The organism is Pseudoalteromonas sp. R3, assembly GCF_004014715.1.
Taxonomy (GTDB): Bacteria; Pseudomonadota; Gammaproteobacteria; order Enterobacterales; family Alteromonadaceae; genus Pseudoalteromonas.
Window position 1 is genome coordinate 69232 of the sequence record NZ_CP034834.1, and the last position, 24572, is coordinate 93803.

Consider the following 24572-nt stretch of genomic DNA (forward strand, 5'->3'; position numbering starts at 1 on the left):
AGCATGTAAAAAGGATGCCTTATGTACTATCCCGCTCCCTTAACCTCAGACAGTAAGATTGCTGTTACCGCCTTTTCCAGTGGTGTACCTACACCTTTGCACGCTCGCCTTGACAGAGTGTTACAAGACCTGGTGCTACGTGGGTTTAAGGTGCTCGAAGGTCAGTGTTTAAGGGACGACCAGTTGCATGTCAGCGCACCGGTAGCTCAGCGCGTTGAAGAGCTTATGCGGTTTTTAATGGATGATCAGGTTGATGCCATTATGGCCCCCTGGGGCGGTGAAATTGCCATGGATTTGTTGCCCTTGCTCGACTGGGAGGCACTGCAACATGCCCGGCCTAAGTGGCTAATGGGGTTTTCAGATATCAGCACCGTGCTGAGTGCATTTACCAGTAAACTGGGCTGGGCTACGTGTCATTGCACTAACCTGATGCAGCTTTCACTGGCACAGTCGGATCCCTTGACCGCCAACACTTTTAAGCATTTGCATACGGCATCAGGCGGTTCGTTTACACAGTATCCCGCGCCCTTTTTTGAACATGGCTACAGCAATTATGCGCAAGACAGCGAAGCGGTATTTAATTTGACAGAGCAAAGTGGCTGGCAGCGATTAAATCATGATGAACAGCTTGATGGCTCACTGTCGTTTAGCGGGCGCTTGTTGGGAGGATGTCTGGACACGCATATGCTGATGTTTGGCTCTGAGTACTTTGATCCGCAAAAACAGCTCGACAGGCACCCGGATGACAAGCTGATCTTTTACTTTGAAAATGCTGAGCAGTCGCCAACTGGCTATTACCGGGCTTTACAGAGTCTCAAATTACGCGGTGCGTTTGAACACGCTGCCGGTATCCTTATCGGCCGCAATGCCGTTTCGGGGAGAGCCGGAAAAGCGTTTGACGGAGATACTGCGGTCCAAATGGCGTTAGGGGATTTGACGATTCCGGTTGTGACGGGAGTGGACGTTTCTCATATTGCGCCCAATCTGGTGATGATCAATGGCGCGCTGGCTGAAGTCAGTTGCACAGGTGAGCAGTGGGCTCTGGTTCAGCATCTACGATAACTGAAAACGGGGCGGGGTGACTCGTCCTGAAAATCTGTGATTAGTCGAAAATATGCCCTGTCTCGGCAAAAGGTCCTTCATTTTATTCATCTTTTAGTTTTACAGTGCGCCCGTTGGTTTATTGTTTTAGGAACAAATGGGCATGATGACAACTCGCGCACTATCGGCTTTGCTGAGTTTTATTACGACGGTTTTTAGCGCTGCTTTTATATTACCTGTTAAGGCAGCACCAGTTCAGGCTTCAGAGCAAAGTGTGGTGATATTCTCACTGGATGGCTTTCGCTGGGACTACATAGAAAAGCATAATGCGAAGAATCTGGCTTTATTGGCAGCACAAGGAGTGAGGGCCGAGTATTTGGAGCCTGTATACCCGACTAAGACTTTTCCCAATCACCTCTCGATTATAACCGGCTTGCTGCCGTCCAATCATGGTATTGTGGGCAACCACTTTTGCGACAAAGACCGTAACCAGTGTTACAAAATGGGGCATGGTCAGGATGACAGCTCCTGGTTAAAAGGGATCCCACTTTGGAATTTGGCACAAATGCAAGGGTTAAAAGCGGCAACCTATTTTTGGCCCGAATCCGATGCCCGCTTCAATGGTATGACTCCCAGCTATTATTACCACTATTCAAAGCACAGTGACTATCAACAACGTATTGACCAGATAATTCAATGGCTGAAATTACCAGAGCAGACTCGCCCCCGCTTTGTTGCCGGATATTTTTCACTGGTCGATACCATGGGCCATGATTTTGGTCCTGATGCACAACAGACTTATGAGGCGGTGCAAAAGGTGGATAAATTGATAGGCCAGCTGGCGCGGCGCATACAGCGCGAAGTAGAGCAGGACGTCAACCTTATCATTGTGTCAGACCATGGTATGGCTCAGCTGGATCCTGAGCGGAGTTTGCAGCTTTCTGATCTGGGCATTGATCTGAGTGATTTTATAGTAAAGAACAGTGGCACGCAGGTCTGGCTATATAAACAACCCAACACGGAGGTGGACCTGCAAGAGGTTCGGGCTCAGCTGAAACGTAATGCTCGCGGTCGCTATGACATCCTCAGTGAAGAAACACTCAAAAACCGCGGTGTGACGATAGATGCAACGACGGCTGATATCGTGATTGAAACTCAGGCACCACGTTATTTTGCATACGATGACAAAGACAAACACTATGGCACGCATGGCTTTGCCGTTACACAGGATATGCATGCGACTTTTGTTGCTGTGGGCCCGGCATTTAAACAGGGGGTGAAGATTGGCCCGGTGAAAAACCTCGATATTTACCCTGTAGTAGCACAGATCCTGGGCCTGGACTTGTTGTCTGAGGTGGACGGAACCGGTGCTTCTTTGTTGCCTGCACTGCGTCACTAGGCGTTATTCGTGAATAATGTGTGGGTGGTTGTGCTGGGGTTGTTCTGTGAAAAGACGAGTGGACCGTAGATTTAAACCCTGCTGATGGTTAGCTGAACAATTCCGGAGTTACTCACAAGATAGTCACAAAATCTGTGAGTAAATATATAAATGTGAATTAAAACAAGGTGTTATTTTTTAAATGAGAAACCAGTAAAGTACTCATGAAGCAGAACACGTTCGCCTGGCCTGCCACACTTATCTTGGGACAAAAAATGGCTGCCCGAGGCAGCCATTGTTAAACCCTTTGCAAAAGCTTACAGTGACAGATTATTTAAAATCTCGTCGTCTACGCCATTTGGCAGGGTTACTTTCAGCTTAGGCGTACGGGCCATTTCACGTTTGATCGCAAAATTGGCTTCTTCGTTACGGGCCCAGCTGCGACGTGCAATACCATTGTTAACATCGAACAACAGCATAGACTTCAGACGACGCTCAGCGTCGCTGCTGCCATCCAGTACCATACCAAAACCGCCGTTGATCACTTCACCCCAGCCAACACCACCGCCGTTGTGGATAGACACCCAGGTTGCGCCACGGAAGCTGTCGCCAATCACGTTATGAATGGCCATATCTGCGGTAAAACGGCTGCCATCATAAATGTTTGAAGTTTCGCGGAACGGCGAATCAGTACCACTTACATCGTGGTGGTCACGGCCAAGCACTACAGGGCCAATGTCGCCGCGTGCAATTGCATCGTTAAAGGCCTTGGCAATTTCCATACGACCTTGTGCATCGGCATACAGAATACGCGCCTGTGAGCCAACCACCAATTTGTTTTGCTTGGCGTCTTTGATCCAGGTGATGTTGTCCTGCATCTGCTGCTGGATCTCTTCTGGTGATTCCGCCATGATCTTGTTCAGCACTTCAGCTGCAATGGCGTCGGTTTTGTCCAGATCAGCCGGGTTGCCAGAAGCACAGACCCAGCGGAATGGGCCAAAGCCGTAGTCAAAACACATAGGGCCAAGAATATCCTGTACGTAAGACGGATATTTAAAGTCGATGCCATTTTCAGCCATGACATCGCCACCGGCACGGGATGACTCTAACAAGAAGGCATTACCGTAATCAAAGAAGTACGTGCCACGGGCAGTGTGCTTATTCACGACATCAGCATGGCGCTTCAGCGTGGCCTGTACTTTTTCTTTAAAGACTTCCGGCTCTTCACGGATCAGTCTGTTTGACTCTTCAAAGCTGATGTCTGCCGGGTAGTAGCCGCCTGACCAGGGGTTGTGCAGCGACGTCTGATCTGAACCCAGGTGAATGAAAATATCCTGCTCATAGAAGGTTTCCCAGACATCAACCACGTTACCGATGAAGGCAATTGATACTACTTCTTCGTTCGCCTGCGCGGTTCTAACGCGTGCAACCAGCTCGTCCATGTTGTCGATAAGCTCATCAACCCAGCCTTGCTGGTGACGTTTGGTGGCAGCGGCTGGGTTCACTTCGGCACAGACGGTAATACAGTTAGCGATGTTACCGGCTTTAGGTTGTGCACCACTCATACCGCCCAGACCCGCGGTGAGGAATACTTTGCCTTTCGGGCTGTCACCTTTTTCAAGGACTTTACGGAATGCGTTCATCACAGTGATGGTGGTACCGTGAACAATGCCCTGCGGGCCAATGTACATGAAAGAACCTGCAGTCATCTGGCCGTACTGAGTGACACCCAGTGCGTTAAATTTTTCCCAGTCATCAGGCTTAGAGTAGTTAGGGATCATCATACCATTGGTGACAACAACCCTTGGGGCGTCTTCGCTTGACGGGAACAAGCCCATCGGGTGACCAGAGTAAATGTGTAGTGTCTGGTCGCTTTCCATCTCGCTCAGGTACTTCATGGCCAGTAGGTACTGCGCCCAGTTCTGGAATACCGCGCCGTTACCGCCGTATGTGATCAGCTCTTCCGGGTGCTGGGCTACTGCCGGGTCCAGGTTGTTATCTATCATTAGCATAATGGCTGCGGCTTGCTGACACTTAGCAGGGTAATCGCTTACCGAGCGAGCCTTTAGGTCGTAGTTAGGCTTAAAGCGGTACATGTATATACGGCCGAAGTTTTTCAGCTCCTCGGCAAATTCAGCCGCCAGCTCCTGATGCCATTCTTTCGGGAAGTAGCGTAGCGCATTGCGCAGCGCCAGTTGCTTTTCGTCGGCTGATAAAATGTCTTTACGCTTAGGGGCGCGGTTGGCACCAGCCGGGTAAGGCTTAGGTGCAGGCAACTCGCTGGGGATCCCTTGCTTAATTTGGTCCTGAAAACTCAGTGTTGTGGTCATTGTTATTTTCCCCTTAGTTAACCGTAAATGCTTGTGACTTAACCAATGCTACCATGTGATCAATGTCAGGCTTAAGCAGTCTGTCTTCTTCAAGTTTGGCTACTTTGCTGCGGATCAGCGCAAAGTTCTCTTCAATCAGGTCTGAGCAGGTGTTAGGACGTCTGAACTCAATGGCCTGGGCCGCATACATCAGCTCAATGGCAAAGATTTTTTCCAGGTTACCCAGGATCTGGTTCAGTTTACGACCCGAGATACTACCCATAGACACGTGGTCTTCCTGGCCCATGGAAGTTGGTACGCTGTCTGCCGATGGCGGGAAGCACAGTGATTTGTTTTCGGTAACCAAAGCTGCGGTGGTGTACTGCGGGATCATCATGCCCGAGTTCAGGCCGCCAGAAGTGGTTAACAGGCGCGGCAGGCCATGCAAGCCTTCCAGTAGCAAATAACAGCGGCGGTCTGAAATGTTACCCAGCTCAGCGGCTGCAATCGATGCGTAATCCAGTACCATGGCCAGCGGCTGACCGTGGAAGCTACCGCCTGAGATAGCTTCTTCGCTGCTGATCACAATCGGGTTGTCGGTGACTGAGTTCATTTCAATCTCAGCAAGTTCTTTAAGATGGTTGTAGGCGTTACGAGACGCACCATGCACCTGCGGAATACAACGCAATGAATACGGGTCCTGTACGCGGTCACACTCTTCGTGGTCGGCCATGTTCTGCGAATCTTTGAATAAACGACGCATCCGCTTGGCCACTTCCAGGTTACCGGCAAAGGCGCGAATTTGGTGCAGCTCTTCACGGAATGGCGACTGGCTGCCCTGCATACCTTCAATGCTCATGGCACCGGCAACGTCAGCTAAGTCCAGGAGGTAGCGCATTTTGGTCAGCGCGGTGATGGCGTGTGAGAGGATAAACTGAGTACCATTAATCAGCGCCAGGCCCTCTTTGGCGTGCAGCTCCATTGGCTCCAGGCCATGTGCTTTCAGCGCTTCGGCCGCAGGTACAATTTTGTCACCCTGCCAGAATTCACCTTCGCCAAGTAATGGCAGGAATAAGTGAGACAGCGGCGCCAGGTCGCCCGATGCACCTACAGAGCCTTGCTCTGGCACCACAGGAATAAGGTCCAGCTCAATAAACTTCAGCATACGCTCGACGGTTTCCAGGCGAATGCCTGAAAAGCCCTGGCTCAGTGCGTGAACTTTGGTGATTAACATCAGCTTAGAAATGGGCTTAGCGATTGGCTCGCCAACCCCAACAGCATGAGTGATAAGCAGGTTTTTTTGCAGCAGATTGGTTTCTTCTGGTGAGATTTGCGTGTCGCACAGTGGGCCGAAGCCGGTGTTAATACCATACACGGCCTTGTCTGAGGCGGCCATCACGTCTACATTGCTGCGGCTGGCGTTGATTTTTTCCAGCGCTTCCTGACACAGTTCGGCTTTAATGCTGCCGTCGGCAATGCCGTTGACTGTGTCCAGGTCCAGACGATCGATACCATATCTAAACGTCATTTTATTCTCCTAAATATCATCTTGTTACATGCAGATGTTGTTTTTATCCCGCAATCCTAACTTGCTGTAGTAGTTTTATAAATGCATAATTATCGTAATTCATTCCGGTATTTTCGAACTAAAAGTATCGAACTAAAAGTTTGGGCGAGTAAGAGGTGTTGTTTTGGTTGAACAGCGTACGTTTAACCTAGGTCATCCCGAACTCAACTCCGGTAACTCAGCACCCAACACCGGTTATTAGGCACTCAAATCCGGTTATTAAATGCTCAGCTCCGGTCATCCCGCACTTGATGCGGGATCTACTAACAGGCAACTTGGGTGTTACACCATACGCCTAAATAGTCTGGGCGTAGATCCCGGCTCAAGGCCGGGATGACGGAAGGAAAGGATGGGTCAGCCACATTACAAGCCATAAACCAAAAGAGGTAATTAGGCGTGCAGGTACAAGACGTTGATTTAAGACTACTGAGGATCTTTGTCGCCATAGTAGAATGTGGCGGACTGTCAGCCGCAGAGTCGCGCCTGAACATCGGTCGTTCGACCATTAGTTCGCACCTGTCGGATCTGGAAGTGCGACTGGGCCTGAAATTATGCAAACGCGGGCGCAGCGGCTTTGAGCTGACTGAGCCGGGCAGGGTGACTTATCAGGCATCGCTGGAGCTGCTGCAACAGTGTGAAGCTTTTGCCAGCACTGTGGCCAGTTCTAAAAATGAACTCTCGGGGCGAGTGACCATTGCCACCATAGATACTATGGTCAGCGATCCCCGCTGTGGTGTAGCGCGCGCCATTTCGGCGCTTAAAGCCCGCGGTGGCAATATTCAGTTTGATATTCATGTGTGTGAAGCCCGCGAAGTCGAAACCTCTGTGGTCAACGGCCGTTCTCTGGTTGGGCTAGGCGTGAGCCGCCATCAGCTGCGCGGTTTGGATTATTATCCGCTACACAATGAGTACAACTATTTATATTGTGCGCAGGGTCATCCCTTGTTTGATTTGGTGGAAAGTGACCTGGCGGAAAGTGACAAGAGTAAAACCGGGAAGAGTAACGCCGAATTAGAGGCATTACTTGCCGGGGCCGAGGTGATCACCAGTAACTACCTGCGCGATAAAGAAGTGCGCAACGATGGCCTTAACTATCAGAATAGTGCCATTGCCTATCATGACGAAGGCATTGCCCACTTAATACTGTCTGGCGAGTTTATAGGTTACCTGCCTGAGCATTACGCCAGCTACTGGGTCGATAAAGGCATATTCAGAGCCATACAGCCAGAAAAATACGCCTATCAGATCCCGGTGATGCTGATCACGTCAAAAAGTAACAGCGCCTCACCTTTGGCAGAGGCGCTGATAGAAGAAATAAAGCGGGTGCATGCAAGTTAGAGTGGCGCGTAAAAAATGCCAGTCAGCAAAGCTGACTGGCATTTGACGATAGTATTTTAAAAGTCAATTAAGATGCGCGGGAAGCCTGAGTGCCATCCTCTCTTGCGGACAGGATCATCATGGTTAGCAATGCGCCACAACATAGTGCCCAGGCGATATAGATTAATCCTTCAAAATTATCATATATCAATGTCCAGGATTTCAATTCGAAGTATGACCAGGCGATGTTTTCAAGTAAACCCAGCAAATAAATTAACGAGGTGTACATATAAAGCCAGTGAAAAACACCATCGAAGTGAGTGAGTTGTATGTTAGGTGAATTGGATAACTTCCGGGAAAGTTGAACTCTGAAAATTAATACAAGCACAATAGCTAGACTAAAAAGTAATTGTGTTCCATATACAATCGTGCCTTGCAGCAGTTTATTTTCTTCAGGTGCGATGTAGCTTACTAAGCTGGTCTCAAAAAACAAACGATTAGCTAGGGTAATGAGAAGTATAAACCCTGCAATATGAGTCAAATTTGTATTTTTTACATAGACACCATAGATTGTACCGATAGTAAGTAAGAGTAAATAAATAGGTGTTACCAATTGATCATCCCACAGCTGAATATAAAAGAAGGCCATGGAAAAAATAATAAGCAAAATTAGATTTGAAAGCTTCATTGCCTACCCTTGCGATGTATCTTCGGGAATATAAGGAATAAAATGTGCAGCTCTCGGTGGCTTAACTGCTAACGAACCGCCCGACACGAGCTCACAAAGCTTAGTATTAAGCTGCTGCTTTTCTGAATAGGTGTTTAGCTTTTGAGCCTCAGAAAAAGCACGCCTGGGTGGCTTCTTTGCTCCAGCACCACCTGATATTCTTGAACTTTCATATTCGTCGAGCTTATAACTTTTGCATTTGCTAGATTTAGACAGACCATCAACCTCTAAAGAGCTGGGGTTTACAGGTTTCCATGGGCCGCTGCCAGAAACAAGCGCACTGGCGTCCTTAGTTAGGACTTGCTCATCTATATTCGATTCTATTTGAACATCAGCAGCGTCTGGCTTTACTGGATTAAAAGCACCTGAGACACGAGGATCATTGGGTTCATAGATACCGCAACCCGATACTAATCCCTCCTGACCAGCTGATAAGGTTTTTTCGTTACTCAGAGCTTGGCCCTTCTCCTTGCCTGTTAAGTTAGTCAGAGAAGCCAATTTAGTTAGAAGTGTGAGTGGGCGTATCTTTTTCATTTTTCGTCATCCTGTAACTTTGACGCATCATGGCGATTTAAACTGCCACTAATTTGCCTGATTTCATTGAGTAAAGATCGTGTATCTATTTTGCATAGCATCAGCCAGCGAAACAGCTGTTTAGACTTAATGTCGCTGACGCCCTGCTCATAGTTACTGATTGTTTTGCGGTCGCACTCCAACTTTCTGGCCATCAGCTCCTGTGATATGCCGGCATTTTTTCTCATTGCCTTTAAATCATCGCCATCAATCACGTCCTTATTTTCCTTTTTTTATTGTAATGCGGAGACTTTTCCACATTCGAATGAACATAATCTTAACAAGAAAGTCGCAATGTTAATACAAAAAGGGAACATGTCAATCTGGCTTAAGTTAGAGTACCTGACCTATACCGATGCAACAGCCGTGCGGGACTGTGCGTTACACGATATTTCCAATCGTTAAAAAGGTCAACAGGTTGGTTACATTAAGCGGCTTTTAATTAAATATTGGGATGACAATACTCACACAGCACTTTGGACAAGCAATACACATAAGCGGTTAATGACGTCTGGCGTGCATGCAAAACAAAACGTGTGTTGTCATGGTTGAAATTGGACTGCGTAAATCCGTGTAGGGTCAGCTGGCAGGGTAAAGGTGATAAGGGTTCGAGTATGAAAAATGATGCATTTGGCAGAAAGCAAAGGATCAATAAACTGATGTTCAGATTACAATGTAATTTGCGACAGTTAAGGCATAAGAACAAGCTCTCACAGGCTCAGCTGGCCGCCAAGCTCAATGTTGATCAGTCAACAATCAGTAATTTTGAATCGGGTCGTTCAGTGATGACCATAGAACATGTATACGAATTATATCTGATGTTTGGTGATGACTTTTCCTGCCCGGATATGCTGTTTGCACAACGTGGCGCCATCGAGAAGGGTAATTTGGGGTGTGAACAGGAGGTAAGTTGCATTTCCGATTGAGTAAATCGCCAAGTGACCCGCTTTGGTGTTTGATTAAAGTGAAAACCAGACCGTAGTCTGGTTTTATGGTTTAAACGTCTGACAGTTCAGGCGCTCATCGTGAACCTGTAATTAGCACCAGGCAGATGCACAACATTCAGTCGCCTGATTATGTGAGTGTCTGTTGCTATCGCAATTGTGCACTGCGTAGGTAAAGCAGTGATTTGAACAGTAGTCAGTCAAGCGACCGCCTGCTACAGCTGGTGTTGCATCATTTGGTAGTTTTTTATTATCAGTGCTAAGAGACTTGAAGCTTTTCTTCTTTAGACCTAATTTCATTATCATATTCCTTTAAATTTTTTATTTAAAACGCTCTATGAGCGAAGTCAATGTAATTTAAACTGAGTGATTTTGTCAACTTTTTGTTTTTACAGGTTTTTTGTGTAATTTGTTACCCAAGATGTATTTGAATTGGCTAGTATGATTTAATTACTCGGCTCATGTTGTTTACCTTATTATGGTCCTTACGGCGATACTTTCGCCAGTACTGGTCCAGCTTAGCCGGGATTGCAAGCAGGCCCACAAAGCCTATACAAACCAGCAGATCCCAATACCACTGGGCGGTGGTATATGTATGACTCCAGGGCAGCAGAAAGTAAATCACTACACAGTGGAAGGCAAAAACGGGCAGGGCATGCTGACCAAGAAACACCGGATACCTGAGTGTAAAGAACCACGAAAAACGACGTATCAGCAGCATTAGCAGATAGGCGCTCAATAGCAGGTTAAGCTGATAAATCAATGAGGCGCTGCCGTGGCCAGCAAAATAGGGTTGCATCAGTTGAGGGTAGAAATGTTTAACAACAAAAAAGAGGCCCGTACCACTGAGTAGCAATATCCGCCCCAGAGGTGTAAACGTAAAGGTTTGGCCTTTATCAAACTTCAGATAACTGAGTACCACGCCCATATAAAAGTAAATCTGCCAGGCGAAGGGATCAAAATGGCTGACGTTCAATATAATATCGTTAAACACCCGGCTAAATGGCGTTGCTAAGAACTCAGCGGTGATAAACTGGGCCAGCAGCCAGACTGACAAGGAAGTGGCGACCACATACCAGGCTTTGCCGCGCTTAAGCGCTTGAATAGCAAAAGGCAAAAACACCATGGGTACCAGGTAGAGGATTAGAATATCGTGAAATCCGGGGTGTTCCAGCAGTAAGGTGGCAGACAAAGCACTTTGGATGGGGTTGCTAAACCAGTTGGCGGCATTAAAAAAATCTGACCACTGCGGGATATATAAAGGAAACAGCGTTACCAGTGTAAAGCAGATAACAATTGCGCTTAAATGAAACCCGTAAATCACCCAACAGCGTCGCCATATTTTGTGTTGCATCGCTTTGCTATCACCAGCCAGTCGCCCATACACCAGATAAGCAACAAACCCGGATAAGAACACAAACCCCTCGGCAGCAGACACAAACCCAAGAGGAGTGCGGGTAAACTGAGTGACAAAGCTACCAAACAGATGGTTGCAGGCAATGATGATAAGCAACCAGCCGCGAAGGCCATCGTAGGTTAAATCTCGGTTCATGCTCTTTCCTTGCTAAACGTTCACGATATCCCCTGCACTTTACCTGACATTGGCAGTGTCTCAGTGAACATCACTGAGTTTCAAAACACAGAAAGACAACTTACATAGACTTGGCATCAAGTTTGTCCCTTTTTTGATGCTGTTACTAATGAAATAAATTAATACATATAGTCCCTAACGGTGAGATGCGTCGTCAGCAGTGCTGAGCGTTGCTCACGGTTTGTTACACAAAGGGAGTAGCTGTTTGTTCAGCGCTGTTAGCGATGGTTGTACAGACTCTAATTGAGCATGTGCCTGCAAACGTGCTTGTTTTAGTTTTGTGGTGCTTGTTATCGGTTTTAGTGACGGCAGCGAATGCCAACTAGTACACATAGCAGGACTTCTTGTACAGCTGTTAATGAGTGCTTGTTCGGCGCGACCGAAGTCATTATAAAGCGTGAAATACAGCGCTGAAATCAGGCTGGGCAAGGCTGTCTCATCCTCTACGAGCGTTTGCGCCACGGTTTCAAATTGAGTCAGGAACTCGATGCGCTCTTGTGTGTTTTCGAAGTCAAGCTGTGCGTGTATGACGGCACTGGCAATGTCCAGAGTATCATTTTTGCTAAACGCCGAGTTGGCTGCCTGCATGAGTGCAAAGTTTTGCTGTGCTGAGGTGATGTCACCCGCGGCAAAATGAGCCAGTACATTTAGCAACAGGGGCTCGTACAGACTATCGTTCCCCAACACTTCGGTACGGTATCTGGAGTACCAGCGCGGATATTCCGCGAGCTGGTGCTTGAACGCATAATTAGAAAATACCACCCAGGGAATTCGCCAGTCTCTGTGATTGATCTTGCTGAGGATCTGCAGCCATTGTTCACTTTGTTCAATATTGCCCAGTGCAGCATTTAGCAAGGTAAGAGAGCCTGCCAAATCATCATTGCACGACAAAGCGCTTTCCATGTCTGATAGCAGAGTAAATGCGTTTTCGAACTGCCCCTGCATAACATGATAGTTTAACAAAACATAGTGACTGGCTGTTGAAGCATACTGACTGCTTAGCAACATCTGGTGGTGTGTCGGCAGTTCATTGTTACGACCGCTTTCTATCAGTTCCATAAAGTAGAAAAACGTATTGTCTTCAAACTCAGGCGCCAGAGTGAAGACTCGCTCAAAATGTTTAAGCGCGCGCTGAGCCTCATCCAGTTCAAGGTGCAACAGTCCCTGAATGAAAGTGATAAACAGATCTTGCTCGAGGTTTTCTATTAGCTCAAAGGCTATCTGAGGTGCACCTCGTTCGGCCAGGTAAAGGCTGGCAGTCAGTAATGCATAGTTGCTCTGATGATAACGAGAAAGTAAAAAGTTGATACCGGGCAAGAGCTGTTCATCACTGAGTGACTCTTGCCTGTAAAAAGCTAACAGTGTGTCAACGAAAGCTTTTTTAGCTCTTTTTTGATGTTCATTAAGACTTTGCGTATCAATCTCAGCTTGCAGGCTTGCCCTGGCTTGTGCCAGCTTTGCACTATTTGATAAAGACACCAGCGCCCTTAATGCCTGGCTCGACGTGGCTAGAGTGGCAATGCCTGAGTTTCCTCTGCTTAATACTGGTTGCTGTAACTGACTGGCTAACTCTGAGAGCGTTTTTGATTCATTAAATTCAGACACAGAGCTCAGGTCGATATAACTGAGGCGGGCCGGGGAGCCCACAAATACCAAAGTTAGCATCTGGTTTTTCTCTGGTATTGATCTGAGCACCAGTTTAGCGCCGTTACCGTGCTGGTTTAACTGCTCAAACAAGTTCACAGCACTTATGCTTACTACGTCTTTTACCTGTAACGTTTTGGCAATCTGTTGCGCTATTTGGTCACTGTTTACTCCATTTTCTTTTCTGCCTGTATCGAAATGAAATACTTTAATGCGTTGCGTAGTGGAATCTGTCGGGGAACGGCTCAGATAAGACCATACCAGGTAGGTGCTTAGCACAGCCAGTATCACTACAAACAGGGCCGCCACAAAATGCAGTCGAGGTTTATGACGGCCCTGTGGTAAATCGGGCGTACCTGGCAGCGGCTCTATCGGAGCAACCAGTTGGTAGCCAAATCGGGGGATTGTTTTTATGTAAGCTTGTTCATCAGTGTCTTCCAGAGCCAGCCGTAAATTTCGAATAGTCTGATAGACCAGGTTGTCTGTTGTAAACTCCGTATTCCACACCTGTTCTTTGATGGTGGTAATGGAGACCACTTTGTCTGATTGCGAGATAAACAGCTGTAATAATCTACAAGCCGTAGGTGTCAACTCGACACGCCGGTCACCGTGTAACAAACAAAATTGACGCTCATCTAATGTCCATTTACCTACTTTAAAACGCAATATTGATACCTCTTCAGAGCCTGATGGTTTAATTAAACACAGTGCCGACCGGTCGACTTACAAAATCCATAGTAACAACAATTACTGACTAAATCGGTACGACCTCTTTGATGTAATAAGTGACCGGGATAACGCAAAATTAACTTCACCGGATTACAAAAATGCAACCTTTTCATTACTCCTGCTGTGGCTAAAACTAGCTATATGATGACCGTTTAGGTGTTTTATGAGCGACCTGATGGTACAAGAGACAAAAAATATAACCATTAAAATCATGGCTATACCTTATCTTTTGGTGTGGTTTTAAGATGAGTTAAGAACTAATGAGAGTTATTCACTTAGCCGTTTGAAGCAGCATTGTTAGTTTCTGGTGTTGTTAATCACCTGGTGGTTGGCTTCTGTTGGGGTAATTGTACCGCAAGCTATTTTAACTGCGGATGCCCGCAACTTTAACGAATAACAAACAGAAGGACATTAACAGTGAAAAAACAATATCTGGCGCGCAGTATCATGGCGGCGCTATTACTTTCACCGCTGCACAGTGTGTACAGCGCAGAAAGAGAGTTGGAGCATCGCTCTTATATTCCCTGGAAATACAAAGAGCTTAACGCTGTGCAATATGGCAGCTGGTCTTATGCTGAAAAGGTCTATACACCCGATATTAATGGTGATGGTAACGCAGACATAGTGCGCCTGAACCCCGAAGCAACCGTAGATGCGCTGAAAGTTTTTTTAAGTAAAGCCACGCGGCAAAACCCCGGCAGGATAGGTGCCACGCCTTTATCTACTGATGAGTCTATTTACAAAGGTGGTTATGTCGATTTTGTCCGGCCAGGGTGGAGTGCGCAAGCCCGTTCCGGGATCAATATCTTCAACGGTGAGGATATCTCTTTGTACATTGGTAATTTTGACCACAAACGGGGAGAGGATCTATTACGCCAGGAGCGCTCAGAAAACTGGGGGCACGATGAATTTTTGTCGGCCAATATTCATAGTGGATTTACAACCGACGGCTCAAGTATGCACTTTACGACCGGTCAGGAGCTAAGTGACTTATATAATGGTTATAAAGGTAATGATGTCTTTGTTGGGGATTTTAACGGCGACGGCCTGGATGACATTCTGCGCACTGAATCAGGTGATCTGGCTGAACACATAGGTCTGAACGTGACGGTGGCGTATAACAGTCGGGGCCAGATAGGCGCGATGAAAAATCTCACTATGAGTGACGACAGCGACAACACCGAAGATAGGCCCGGCCGATTATTTCCCAACGATAAGTCTTTTGTTCGGGTAGCGGATTTTAACGGCGATGGCCTGAGCGATATCCTGCGCTGGAATAAAGAAGAGACAATCGACGGGGTGGATGACAATAGTGATACAGAGCCGCAAATCGACATCTGGTTTGGTTTGCCAAACAACGAGGGCCGCTTCAAACGCAGCAAAATTTATATCGACAGCGATGACAATCATCTGAAAACGCGCAGTGACGATGAACTCAAAGATAAGATGCAGGATGTTGAGTTTTTCAATCTGCGTACCGGGGATTTTAACGGTGACGGCAGCGATGACATTGTGTACTTCTCGGGATACAGCTATACCGTGTTGCTTAGCCGAGTCGTGAGAACTGAGAAGCAGCACAACCAGACGCAGGTAATCACAGAGAATATTGCTTTGTTCAGCAAGTCTCAGCTTGAAACCGCTGATAAGACCATTTTTGACGGCAAGCAGGTTGGCATTGGTGACTTTAACAATGACAAGCGAGACGACATTGCAATCTGGAATGGTGTTCCTTTTATTCTTTACTCTACCCAGCCTCAACAACAGGAACAGGATGCCGAACTGAAGAAGATTCAGTTCGTGGGTGTACATCATATGAAAACTATGACTCAGGATGGGCAGATCAATAGCCATTTCAGTGGTCATGCAAATACGTATAAAGATATGAAAGTGGCTGACTTTTCCGGGGATGGCTATCCGGATCTGTTAATGATCCCAAACTCTGGAGATTCGGCATTCGTCTATATTACGCCACCCTATAACCCGCTAACCAACGTACAGTTCTCGCAACACAATGCTGTTTCTGTCACTCAGGATGTCAACTTTAAGCAAAAGAACTTTGTGTTCTATAACGATGGCAATCAAATCAAATATATAGTGAGAGGTGATGCTGGCTGGCAGGAGGCCAAAACACTACCCCTTTACCGTAAGCGCAACGATCCGCGTTGTCAGAATGATTTGCCTGATGGTGGACGCTTTTTAACCGCTGCAGATTTTCCTAATCCTGACAGTGGTGAAAGCCTGCACGTAAAACCTGTGTGTAATGCACCATACGCAGGCGAGCAGTTTGATGTCACCACGGATGGCAATTATCTTTATTTATACAGGGCTTACCAGAATAAGGTCATTGTAGAGCGGTTTACCTATTCGGATGTGGCCGAAGAAGTGCAGCGTCTGGTCGAATCCCGCTATAAAGCCGCACAAAAGCGCTTTGACAGCACGATTAGGGTCATCAGCGATCCGTCTCAGAATCAGAACTTTGCTAACAGCGATATCATAGATACTTCCGATGCGTTCGGAGATCTGTTTTATGAACCAGCCTTTGAGGTGCCGTTTGCGCTGCATAATGGGCAAAGTTGTGACGTTGGCAGCATCAGTGCAACAACATCGGGAACTGGTCAAAGTGCACAGCGATTGCTGCTGTCGACTAGCTGTAAAAACAGTGCTCAGCTGCGTATTTCCTCGGTGAAAAAAGGCGAGGACAAACTGTTCGATACCACTGATTTTGACTATGTCAATGAACAGGGAGAGACAGAGTCGTTCTCCTGGTATCAGCAGGTTCAGGCAGGCACCAGAGGCACAGTGCAGGCCCTGGATAGCATTACTGTGAATGCAACGGTGACAAACACTGAATCACAAAAGCGAGTGGTGCTTGATGAAGAGCTTATTATAGCGACAACCACGCAGACATCCGGCCAGAAGCGGGTCAGTACCTTACATTACCCGTTGACCAAAACGGGGGGATTTCGAGAAAACTCGGATGCCGTAAGGCCGGCCTATACATTGCGACCTTTCGAAGTGGTCGATTTTAGCTCTGCTCCGCGACTGACATACGCCAGTGATGGCCTTGTTCATATGTACTGGCGCGGCGGGCATTTGTTCAGAGACGATCGAACCAATATTCTGATGGAAAGTGTCTTAGACCCGGGACTGTATCGACGCTCTGATAAACTTGCTATGTCCTGGGGTGCTCAGAACCGTACACCAGAGCAAAGGTTACCTCTGAACTATCGATGGGTCATGGATTGGCGTGCCAGTTCTCCGCGAACCTGGAACAATAATCAGGTTTATATCTATACCCCTAAATTTGGTACTTATTACAGTCAAGAAGACAAAACGCTAGAAGGATTGAGCCTGGCTCCTATCGTATTTGAAAATGGCCGCCTGATTGACCAAAATGGCGAAAAAGCGGGTATTTTGTATCGCGAGTTTTTAGAGCTGCAACATCAATACAATGGTAAGTACCAGTTTGCTGCAAGTGATATTGCGCTTTATCGCTTAACTGCCGAATTTGATAAACGAATCACCGCAGATGCCAGCCTGATCGGGTTTATTGAAGGCGCTCCACCGGTTCCAAAAGAAAACTTAGGCCGGGATCAAAATGGTAAATGGGGTTACTCAGGTGCAACCAACGCTGCTATTAATATAGACAATGGCGTCACTTACAGTCTGGATGTGGATCAAAGTGCTGGTGCAAGTGTTGCGGGCAGACTGACATTGGGCGGGAAAAACCCGTTTGTCAGTCAAAAAATAGATATTACCGCTGAGTTCAGAGCGGGTGCTATTTTTGGCGGCGATAAGGAATACAGCCTCTCGGATAGCTTGAAGCGTCAGTCATTACTGACCGGCACGCCACCCAGCGAGGCTTGCGATGCCGATTCTAACCCCTGGGCTGACAATTGTATTGGTACTGCTGAGGACGGCAGCGTGACTGAGTTGTGGCAACCACATAATGAAGGCGCTTTGTTTGTATCTACTTTGTCAGCTGACCGCTACGCGCTATATAACCCTCGCAATAATAAACTGATTGGTTATGCCCTTGATTTTAGTTCTGCTATTCAGGATGAGGCGCCGGTTAAATTTAAGATAAACCCTCGTTATCAGCTGGCGGGCTCTTTGGATGGCTATGTTGGTGATGTCAAAGTTTCTGACGGTCAGTCCTATTTCAACCCTGGTCAAGAGGTCGCCTGGTTGCTCAAGTATAAACGTCAAAGTGAAGAGTTATTGAAGCGTTACGGTCAGTCTGAGTTTTCAGCAGACAACGAAAGTGCCCAAGGGTTTGCTCTGGATAAGCTGTTAACTGCCAAAGTGAGTGTAACGGATGGGGCATTCTTGTCGACCGACAGTACGGCCGCCAGCGCAATAACGGATTACCTCGGATATGATCTGGAGTTTAATGCCGGCGTTAGTTGGGACGTGGAAATTGAGCTGACGGGCGCGGGTTGGGGTGCCTCTGCCGGTGGCTATTATGCCCGGACCTATAAGCACACCAAAGGCAGCAACAGCGAAATTAATTTTGCCATTGATATCGACAATACCATAGCCAGTGAGGTGCAGGATGGAGATAACAACACCTTGCCTGGTGCTGTCGATGCTTATACTGTGAGAAGTTACTTCTTACCAGCCAGTGTAGACAACTACTATGACCTGATAGACTTAGTTGTGGACCCGTCTATGCTTGGCCGGGAAGATGCCGTACATGCCAGTGATATCAGGGCGCTGCGGATCCTCAAGCAGATCCAGGATAAGGCCAAAAATACCGGTAACCCGGCAAAAGTATGGCGTGTGGTGCACCGCGTTGATGGTGTCAGCAGACCAATTCATAACCCAATGGGGCAATAACCTGCAATACAAAGCCCCAGCAACTCAGTTGGCGGGGCTTTGGCAATAGGAGCTGATATGAAATCCATACATTGTACCATGCTTTTCGCCGTCATTTTGTCATTGTATTTGGTACCTGGGTGGGCCAACTCCGGGACTGTGCCTGACAAAGACGTTATTGGCTTTGCGAACAGCAGTGTGTTCATTGCTTCACCGTTGGGCGAAACAGTGCAAGTACACAGCCATGACACACTCAAGCTCATTCGAACTGTTCCGGTTGCGCCTAATCTGGGAGAGCGGCTAATCGCATGCCAGAAATATCAGAGTGAACAAGTACAGGTCATCGCCATGTTGCAGGATCAAGGCAAGCTGCATTTTCAGGATGATACGCGGCTAACCAGTGTTCCTTTTCCTGCTGAGCGCCTGGTCGCGGGGTTATGTGGCAACCTGGATGCTAACATAGCGCCAGATATCGTTTTACTGAGCGAAACTAATGGTAAGTATGCACTTCACCTGGTGCGTCAAAGCGACTATGAAGACCAAAACAGCTGGCAAAGCCTCACGCTTGATCTGGCACCCGGCAACTATACGCTGCGTGCTGATTTTTCTCTCAGCTCGGCGCAGTCCATTACAGTACTTAATGACAACCACCAATTGGTGCAGCAGATTTTTGCGTATCAGTTTCTGCCCGGCTTTAAATACCAGAAGAAGGATTTCTCGACGTCCTGGCAGCGATATACCGGAATGAACCGCGGCGCGGCTAAACTGCTATGGAATGCCGGTGCCCGTAGCCTGGCAAAATTGGACCTCTATGTTAAATCTGTCGCAGAGCCTATTGATTTTCATGACACAAAAGCAGAAAAAAAGGTCGGTTCTATCCTGACAAATCTGAGTGTTAATCAGAGCCAGCAAGCGGTTAGAGACTTAACTCGAGTATATATTAACTGGAAGCGGGGGAGTAATTACCAAACTCCAATTGGCAGCCCGCAACGATTGTGAAAGAGTCAATCCACATTGGTTGCACATTTTCGTTTTATAAGTATCAGGACAATGACGTTATCACCTCTGAAAACGATAAGTGAGCACTCTGATGAATATAAAAAAACTCGCTCTGTATGGCGCACTGCTGATGCCGGTGTACTCATGGGCCAATTGTACGGGGATCAACCGGGCAGATATGTCGGTTGAATATGGCGTAACGGAAGATGGCTTAAGCTATGTTGCCGTACATCCAGCGCTTACTGAACAGACGCTAACCGCGTCGGGCACTAAATCTGCGGCAATGCTTGAATACAATGGCCGTTGTGAGGTGTTTGACCTCAGTAATTACAATGGTCTGGCCGTCTACCTGCCAGAATCGGGTGGCACTTTTGATGGCTCCGGCCTGGATGCGCACCAAAGAGTCACGGGCAGTGACAGCGATGACTATATTCAAACCGGAAGTGAGTATGACTTTGTTTTTTCTCATGGTGGCAACGACACGATTTTTACCCATGATGGCTATGAATATGTTGATGGCGGTGCGGGCACAGACTGTCTGGTTGAAGGGCAAGAAGGGCCTGCCGACAGTCATATCAAAAATATTGAATCGACTGGTTGTACAACATTTTTAGCGCCATCAGAGGCGTTTACCCAGGCTTATGAGCGATGCGACTCTCAGCTCAATGAATTCTCAACCTATTCATATAATGGGCTGTGGGGGATCCAGGCGATTGAGTCGGGCATTGAATTGTACATTGAACAATATGATGACTATGTACTGGCCTACACCAAAGACTATCAGCACTGTGCCTATACCAGTGGCATACATAGCATTTCTGTCAGTCTGTCTGATGGCAATGATGTGCTGAATGCATCAGGTTCAAACCTGAACTTTACCGTGTATGGTCGTGATGGCAAAGATAGCATCACAACCGGCAGCGGGCACGATTTGCTCGTTGGTGGTGCAGATAAAGACACCATCAAAGGTGGTGCTGGCAACGACTGGATCGTTGGAGATTCTTTGCTTGAGACCGATCATGATGGTATTCAAATGTACCTTGGCGGCACTGAGTCCGGCGGTAATGATGACAAGCTATATGGTGAAGCGGGCGATGATGTGCTGTTTGGCAATAAAGGCTCGGATAAACTACACGGCGGCGATGGTGACGACCTGCTGTTTGGTAATGATGGTAGTGAAGACCGCCTTTATGGTAATTCAGGCGCTGACTTGCTGGTGGATTCCGGGGGCAGCCGCTGGAATCGACGCGCCAAATTCTGGGGCGGCAGCGGTCAGGATATCATTGTGTGTGAAGGTGGGCACTGCGAGCTTAATGGCGGTGGCAGCAAAGACTTCCTGGCCGCAATTTCAACTTATTCTGATATCGGACTTTACGGTGGGGATGGCGGAGATATTCTGTTTGTAAGAGGCGATGAAATCCCTAAAGGTAAAGGCGGCAGTGGTAAAGATTATTGCTACAACGAATGGGGTGACAGGGATATCTGTGACTATCTGTCCAGCGTGAATAGCAAAAGTGGCTACTTTGATGACGCGGTGCGCAGAGCGGCCAGAGGCATGTCATCACGCCATGAAGAGTCATTGAACTTAATCAGGTTTAACGAACGGACGGGGTACAGAAGCTTCAAACAAAAAATAGCTAACCTGGTCAGTGAAGCCAAGTTTGAAAAGTGGCTTGAGAATCGCTCAACAAGTGTGTTTGATTTGTAATTACTAAAGCAATTGTCGGGGCGGTTATGCAGCCGCCCCGATTGCAGGTGACCTTAGCCGGCCGCCTGAAATGGCGAATTAGCAATTTTGCTGGTGGAGATCTGCTCGGTCAGGTTAGTTGCCAGTGTGTTCCTGGGAATATCAAAGGTTTTACCATTGAGCGCACAGAGATCTAGCTTGTTCAGGTCAACGCAATACACCTGTGGTGATTCATATAAACGCACATAAAATCTTTGCTGGCTCAGGTCCGATAAGGTGATGTACTGAGTGTAATCGAGTTCTGGCTTGAGTGTTTTTTCCTCCGGAATTTCTCGGATCACGCCAAGTGGAATATCCACGGTATTTAAAATGTGTGCGGCCAGGTTGATGGCTTCATCTGTGCTGGCAACTGGCTTGGCATAGTTGACCATCATCGCGGCTCTGACAAACCGATGCATAGGCAGCAGGCCACCCGGCAATAAGGAGAATCCGTTACCCTGACTTTGCATGGTGATGCCGTCCAGGTTACCCGGCTCCGAGTGGTGCGACGAAACCGGTGTAACATTGGCATAATTTTTCAGGTTAGTGATATGCCACTGAAAATCCGGGTCATTCGTTAATACCCCGTACTGGTTGTTGTCGTGGATCTGGACCTGGCCGTTAATAAACTCAATCACTATGCTGTCGCCAAAGCGGTCATGAACCGGAAAGTGCTGATGAAACAGCTTATGTCTGGTTGCATCTGTCACTTGTACTTGCGCCTGCGGTTTGTCTTGCTGACAAGCACCTTCTGCACTGTCGGGCGCCAGTCTGTCCCGCACATCCTGGCAGCTCTGGCAGGTACTCAAAATGTAGTCTATCAAATTGGTAACCGCTAAGCCTTTGGCGGGATCGGTCACGGCCGGATAGTCGGCGGCATTTTGCAACAAACAGCCAATATACAAGCCCTCGGTATTAATGCCGTCTGTTGCGATAGGGCTTTTTACTGAGTCTGCAATTTGAATGTTGTAGGTTTTTGCAACCTCATCAAAATCTAACGACTGCATGGCTACAAAGCCATACTCACCGGTCCAGGTGAACTGGCAGTGTGCTTTTGCCCACTCACTTGGCTGGCAGTCTTTACCATCGGGATCAAACAAGTTTTGCTGATAGTGATGGCCGGGTTTTCTGAACATTAATGAGCGTCCTAACAGCTGAGAAAACTCCTGGCTGCGCCCTACAATGATGTCGTCAAAGGTGGTTTTAATTTTGAAGTTAGTACACATATCGGATCCTTATTGTTTGTACTGTGTAAAAATGGCCTGCTACATAGCAAAGCAGGCCGCTACCCGCACTACAGCGTCTTCATAAATTCAATGATCTGCCACTTTTCCTCGTCGCTAAACTCGGTGCCATAGCTGTGGCCCAGGTTGGAGTTGCCGGGCATAATTTTTCCATCGCTGGCGTTCACTCTGAACTTGTTCAGTCCTTGTGTGGTGACATAGCCCACATTGACCGGGTCGAACTCGCGACTGCCCACCCAAAACTCGGTGACACGCTGCTCAGGTTTTTTCATTAATTCATAGAGGTTGGGTACAGAACCGTTATGCAGATAAGGCGCTGTGGCCCAGATCCCGTTGAGCGGACGCCCCTTGTAAACGGCGCCATCAAGCACGCCATCAACACAATCGGTTTCCACTGCATCGGCACGTTTTCCCCGTGCTTTCAGGTGTTGCACGATGAGGTTTTCCAGCTCTTTGACGACCGAGATTTTCTGCCCGTCTGTGCCTGTTCTTTCGGGAATATTGCCTGCCTTCAGGGCTGTGGGTAAATCTTTTAAAACTAAGCCAACCACACCATTGACAGGCACATCGATGGCATTGTCGATGGCCTGAAACTTACTGCCGATCAGAATGCGTTCTTTGGTGCCTTCCAGAATTAGTGTTTTCGCCATATGACAGGAGGCGTTATTGGCTGTTACCGGATCTGTGCCCAGCTCAGAAACCAGAGTTTGGTTCGCGATATAATTGAGATGCTCTTTTTCCCGCGGGATCAGTTGGTGGCAACTGGCACAGGCTTGTTTATAAAGCAGTTCACCTTTGGCTGCTTTTTGCGTATCTATGGCGGGCAGGTGCTCAAGTGGCCACTGGGGTGAACGCAGGGTTTTCACCCAGGACTCCAGATTACCCAGCCCAATCATGTCTACCGTCGAGCTATAACGGAACTTTTTACCCCATACACGTTGCCAGAAAGGCGCTTCTTCTATCTGTAATTCGCCAAACACCCCAACGACTTCTCCTATGTTGCGCACCAGCGGGCCAACAATGGGTGTGTTGGGGGCGGAGGCATTCCACTGCACCACGTCTGACTGGTGTGTCCCCCATAAGAAGGGATAAGACACAGGTCCAGTCGGGGTATTTTTATTGGTCAGGTCATTGAGCGCAAATGCGGTACCGGCGTTTTGAATATTGCCAAACGCATCTAATCGGGCATAACTGGTAAAGTCTTGCGGGTAATCCTCCGGCAATGCATTTACGGCTTGTCGTTGTGCGGTTTGCAGTGCAACCTGTTGTAATCGCTGTTTTAGGCTCGCTTTGCTACTGTCGCTGTATTTTGACCCCAATACATTAAGCGCAAAACGGTTGAATTTGGCATCGTCATTCAGTGTTTTGTTCAGTGCAGCAACCAGGCGGTCAAAAAACAACACAAAGTTTGCCAGCGTGGGAGCACCTTCGATCAACATTTTAGTGCCTTTGTAATCTATCTGGCTGGTATGGCACGCAGCACAGGTCATACCGACCCAGTTTTCGCCGGTTTTTTGGTTACTGTGCAGGGCAAAACCTATAGGTAAGCCACCTGGATTCAGTTCACTGGCTTTGCTGGGCAGATAACGCAGAAATTCCATATGGTCAGCATGGCGAAACAACTGTTCATTGTCGGCTTGTTCAAGCCATACGAACCAGGTATACGGAATGATCTGCGACCCCTGGCCTGTAAACCAGAAATCTTCGCGGACTTTTTCACTCCAGCCCTGATCCAGCCATACCCGTTTTGGTACATCACCTTGCTCTTTGGTAATGTCGATAGGGTCAGCCGGGGCGTTATGACGGTTGGTACTACAGCCAACTAAGACCAGCAGACTGGCCGCACTCAGCGTAGCGATTGCAGTTAACTTGCTCATTGTTTTTTCCTTGCGCTCAGAGAGGTGTAAAAGAATAGTTAATGAGCTGGCGTTTGGCTATTACAGTGAGTTACAGTTGGGAGGCCGG

16 protein-coding genes are annotated in these 24572 nt (G+C 47.6%); 7 read left to right on the forward strand and 9 right to left on the reverse strand.

Features of this window, described 5'->3' with window-relative positions:
• Positions 1 to 21: 21 nt before the first annotated feature.
• Together ELR70_RS00190 and ELR70_RS00195 are read left to right on the forward strand one after the other, a co-directional pair.
• Entirely contained in the window at positions 22 to 1062 is a 1041-nt protein-coding gene (locus tag ELR70_RS00190) for a S66 peptidase family protein (RefSeq protein WP_054013364.1), read from the forward strand.
• 142 nt (positions 1063 to 1204) lie between these two features.
• The gene (locus tag ELR70_RS00195; RefSeq protein WP_235577034.1) at positions 1205 to 2440 is read left to right on the forward strand and encodes an ectonucleotide pyrophosphatase/phosphodiesterase; all 1236 of its coding nucleotides are present in this window, start codon (positions 1205 to 1207) and stop codon (positions 2438 to 2440) included.
• Between the two features lie 296 nt (positions 2441 to 2736).
• Here the strand turns inward: ELR70_RS00195 and ELR70_RS00200 are convergent, their stop codons facing one another.
• Together ELR70_RS00200 and hutH are read right to left on the reverse strand one after the other, a co-directional pair.
• Positions 2737 to 4749 (reverse strand): urocanate hydratase, encoded by a 2013-nt coding sequence (locus ELR70_RS00200; RefSeq protein WP_054013363.1) that lies wholly within the window; start codon positions 4747 to 4749, stop codon positions 2737 to 2739.
• Positions 4750 to 4762: 13 nt separating this feature from the next.
• A complete protein-coding gene (hutH, locus tag ELR70_RS00205) occupies positions 4763 to 6256 on the reverse strand; it encodes a histidine ammonia-lyase (RefSeq protein ID WP_054013362.1) in 1494 nt (497 codons plus the stop codon).
• A gap of 435 nt (positions 6257 to 6691) precedes the next feature.
• Between hutH and ELR70_RS00210 the strand changes: the two genes are divergently transcribed.
• Positions 6692 to 7633 carry a LysR family transcriptional regulator gene (locus tag ELR70_RS00210; protein WP_054013361.1) on the forward strand — a complete coding sequence of 314 codons (942 nt, stop codon included), beginning with the start codon at positions 6692 to 6694 and terminating at the stop codon, positions 7631 to 7633.
• 67 nt (positions 7634 to 7700) lie between these two features.
• On the opposite strand, the gene ELR70_RS00215 is transcribed toward ELR70_RS00210, so the two are convergent.
• The 3 genes from ELR70_RS00215 to ELR70_RS00225 are packed head-to-tail and all read right to left on the reverse strand — an operon-like array spanning position 7701 to position 9127.
• Positions 7701 to 8300 (reverse strand): hypothetical protein, encoded by a 600-nt coding sequence (locus ELR70_RS00215; protein WP_054013360.1) that lies wholly within the window; start codon positions 8298 to 8300, stop codon positions 7701 to 7703.
• A gap of 3 nt (positions 8301 to 8303) precedes the next feature.
• On the reverse strand, positions 8304 to 8873 hold the full coding sequence (locus ELR70_RS00220; protein WP_054013359.1) for a hypothetical protein: 570 nt from the start codon (positions 8871 to 8873) through the stop codon (positions 8304 to 8306).
• Positions 8870 to 9127, reverse strand: a complete 258-nt coding sequence (locus tag ELR70_RS00225) for a helix-turn-helix transcriptional regulator (RefSeq protein ID WP_054013358.1) — start codon at positions 9125 to 9127, stop codon at positions 8870 to 8872. The genes ELR70_RS00220 and ELR70_RS00225 overlap by 4 nt, the downstream gene beginning before the upstream one ends.
• A 399-nt stretch (positions 9128 to 9526) precedes the next feature.
• On the opposite strand from ELR70_RS00225, the gene ELR70_RS00230 reads away from it, so the two are divergent.
• A complete protein-coding gene (locus tag ELR70_RS00230) occupies positions 9527 to 9838 on the forward strand; it encodes a helix-turn-helix transcriptional regulator (RefSeq protein ID WP_054013357.1) in 312 nt (103 codons plus the stop codon).
• A gap of 454 nt (positions 9839 to 10292) precedes the next feature.
• Here the strand turns inward: ELR70_RS00230 and opgC are convergent, their stop codons facing one another.
• Positions 10293 to 11408, reverse strand: coding sequence for an OpgC domain-containing protein (gene opgC, locus ELR70_RS00235; RefSeq protein WP_054013356.1), 1116 nt, complete (start codon positions 11406 to 11408; stop codon positions 10293 to 10295).
• A 213-nt stretch (positions 11409 to 11621) separates the two neighbouring features.
• Entirely contained in the window at positions 11622 to 13757 is a 2136-nt protein-coding gene (locus ELR70_RS00240; RefSeq protein WP_054013355.1) for a winged helix-turn-helix domain-containing protein, read from the reverse strand.
• A 480-nt stretch (positions 13758 to 14237) separates the two neighbouring features.
• Between ELR70_RS00240 and ELR70_RS00245 the strand changes: the two genes are divergently transcribed.
• The 3 genes from ELR70_RS00245 (at position 14238) to ELR70_RS00255 (ending at position 21345) form a co-directional block, all read left to right on the forward strand.
• Positions 14238 to 18659, forward strand: coding sequence for a VCBS repeat-containing protein (locus ELR70_RS00245; RefSeq protein WP_054013354.1), 4422 nt, complete (start codon positions 14238 to 14240; stop codon positions 18657 to 18659).
• Positions 18660 to 18716: 57 nt separating this feature from the next.
• Positions 18717 to 19637: a hypothetical protein gene (locus tag ELR70_RS00250; protein WP_128064413.1), complete on the forward strand. Its 921-nt coding sequence runs from the start codon at positions 18717 to 18719 to the stop codon at positions 19635 to 19637.
• A gap of 91 nt (positions 19638 to 19728) precedes the next feature.
• Positions 19729 to 21345 (forward strand): calcium-binding protein, encoded by a 1617-nt coding sequence (locus tag ELR70_RS00255; protein WP_054013352.1) that lies wholly within the window; start codon positions 19729 to 19731, stop codon positions 21343 to 21345.
• A 53-nt stretch (positions 21346 to 21398) separates the two neighbouring features.
• On the opposite strand, the gene ELR70_RS00260 is transcribed toward ELR70_RS00255, so the two are convergent.
• Complete coding sequence (locus ELR70_RS00260; protein ID WP_054013351.1) at positions 21399 to 22589, reverse strand: linear amide C-N hydrolase; 1191 nt, start codon at positions 22587 to 22589, stop codon at positions 21399 to 21401.
• A gap of 68 nt (positions 22590 to 22657) precedes the next feature.
• Entirely contained in the window at positions 22658 to 24484 is a 1827-nt protein-coding gene (locus ELR70_RS00265; protein ID WP_054013350.1) for a di-heme-cytochrome C peroxidase, read from the reverse strand.
• Positions 24485 to 24572 lie beyond the last annotated feature (88 nt).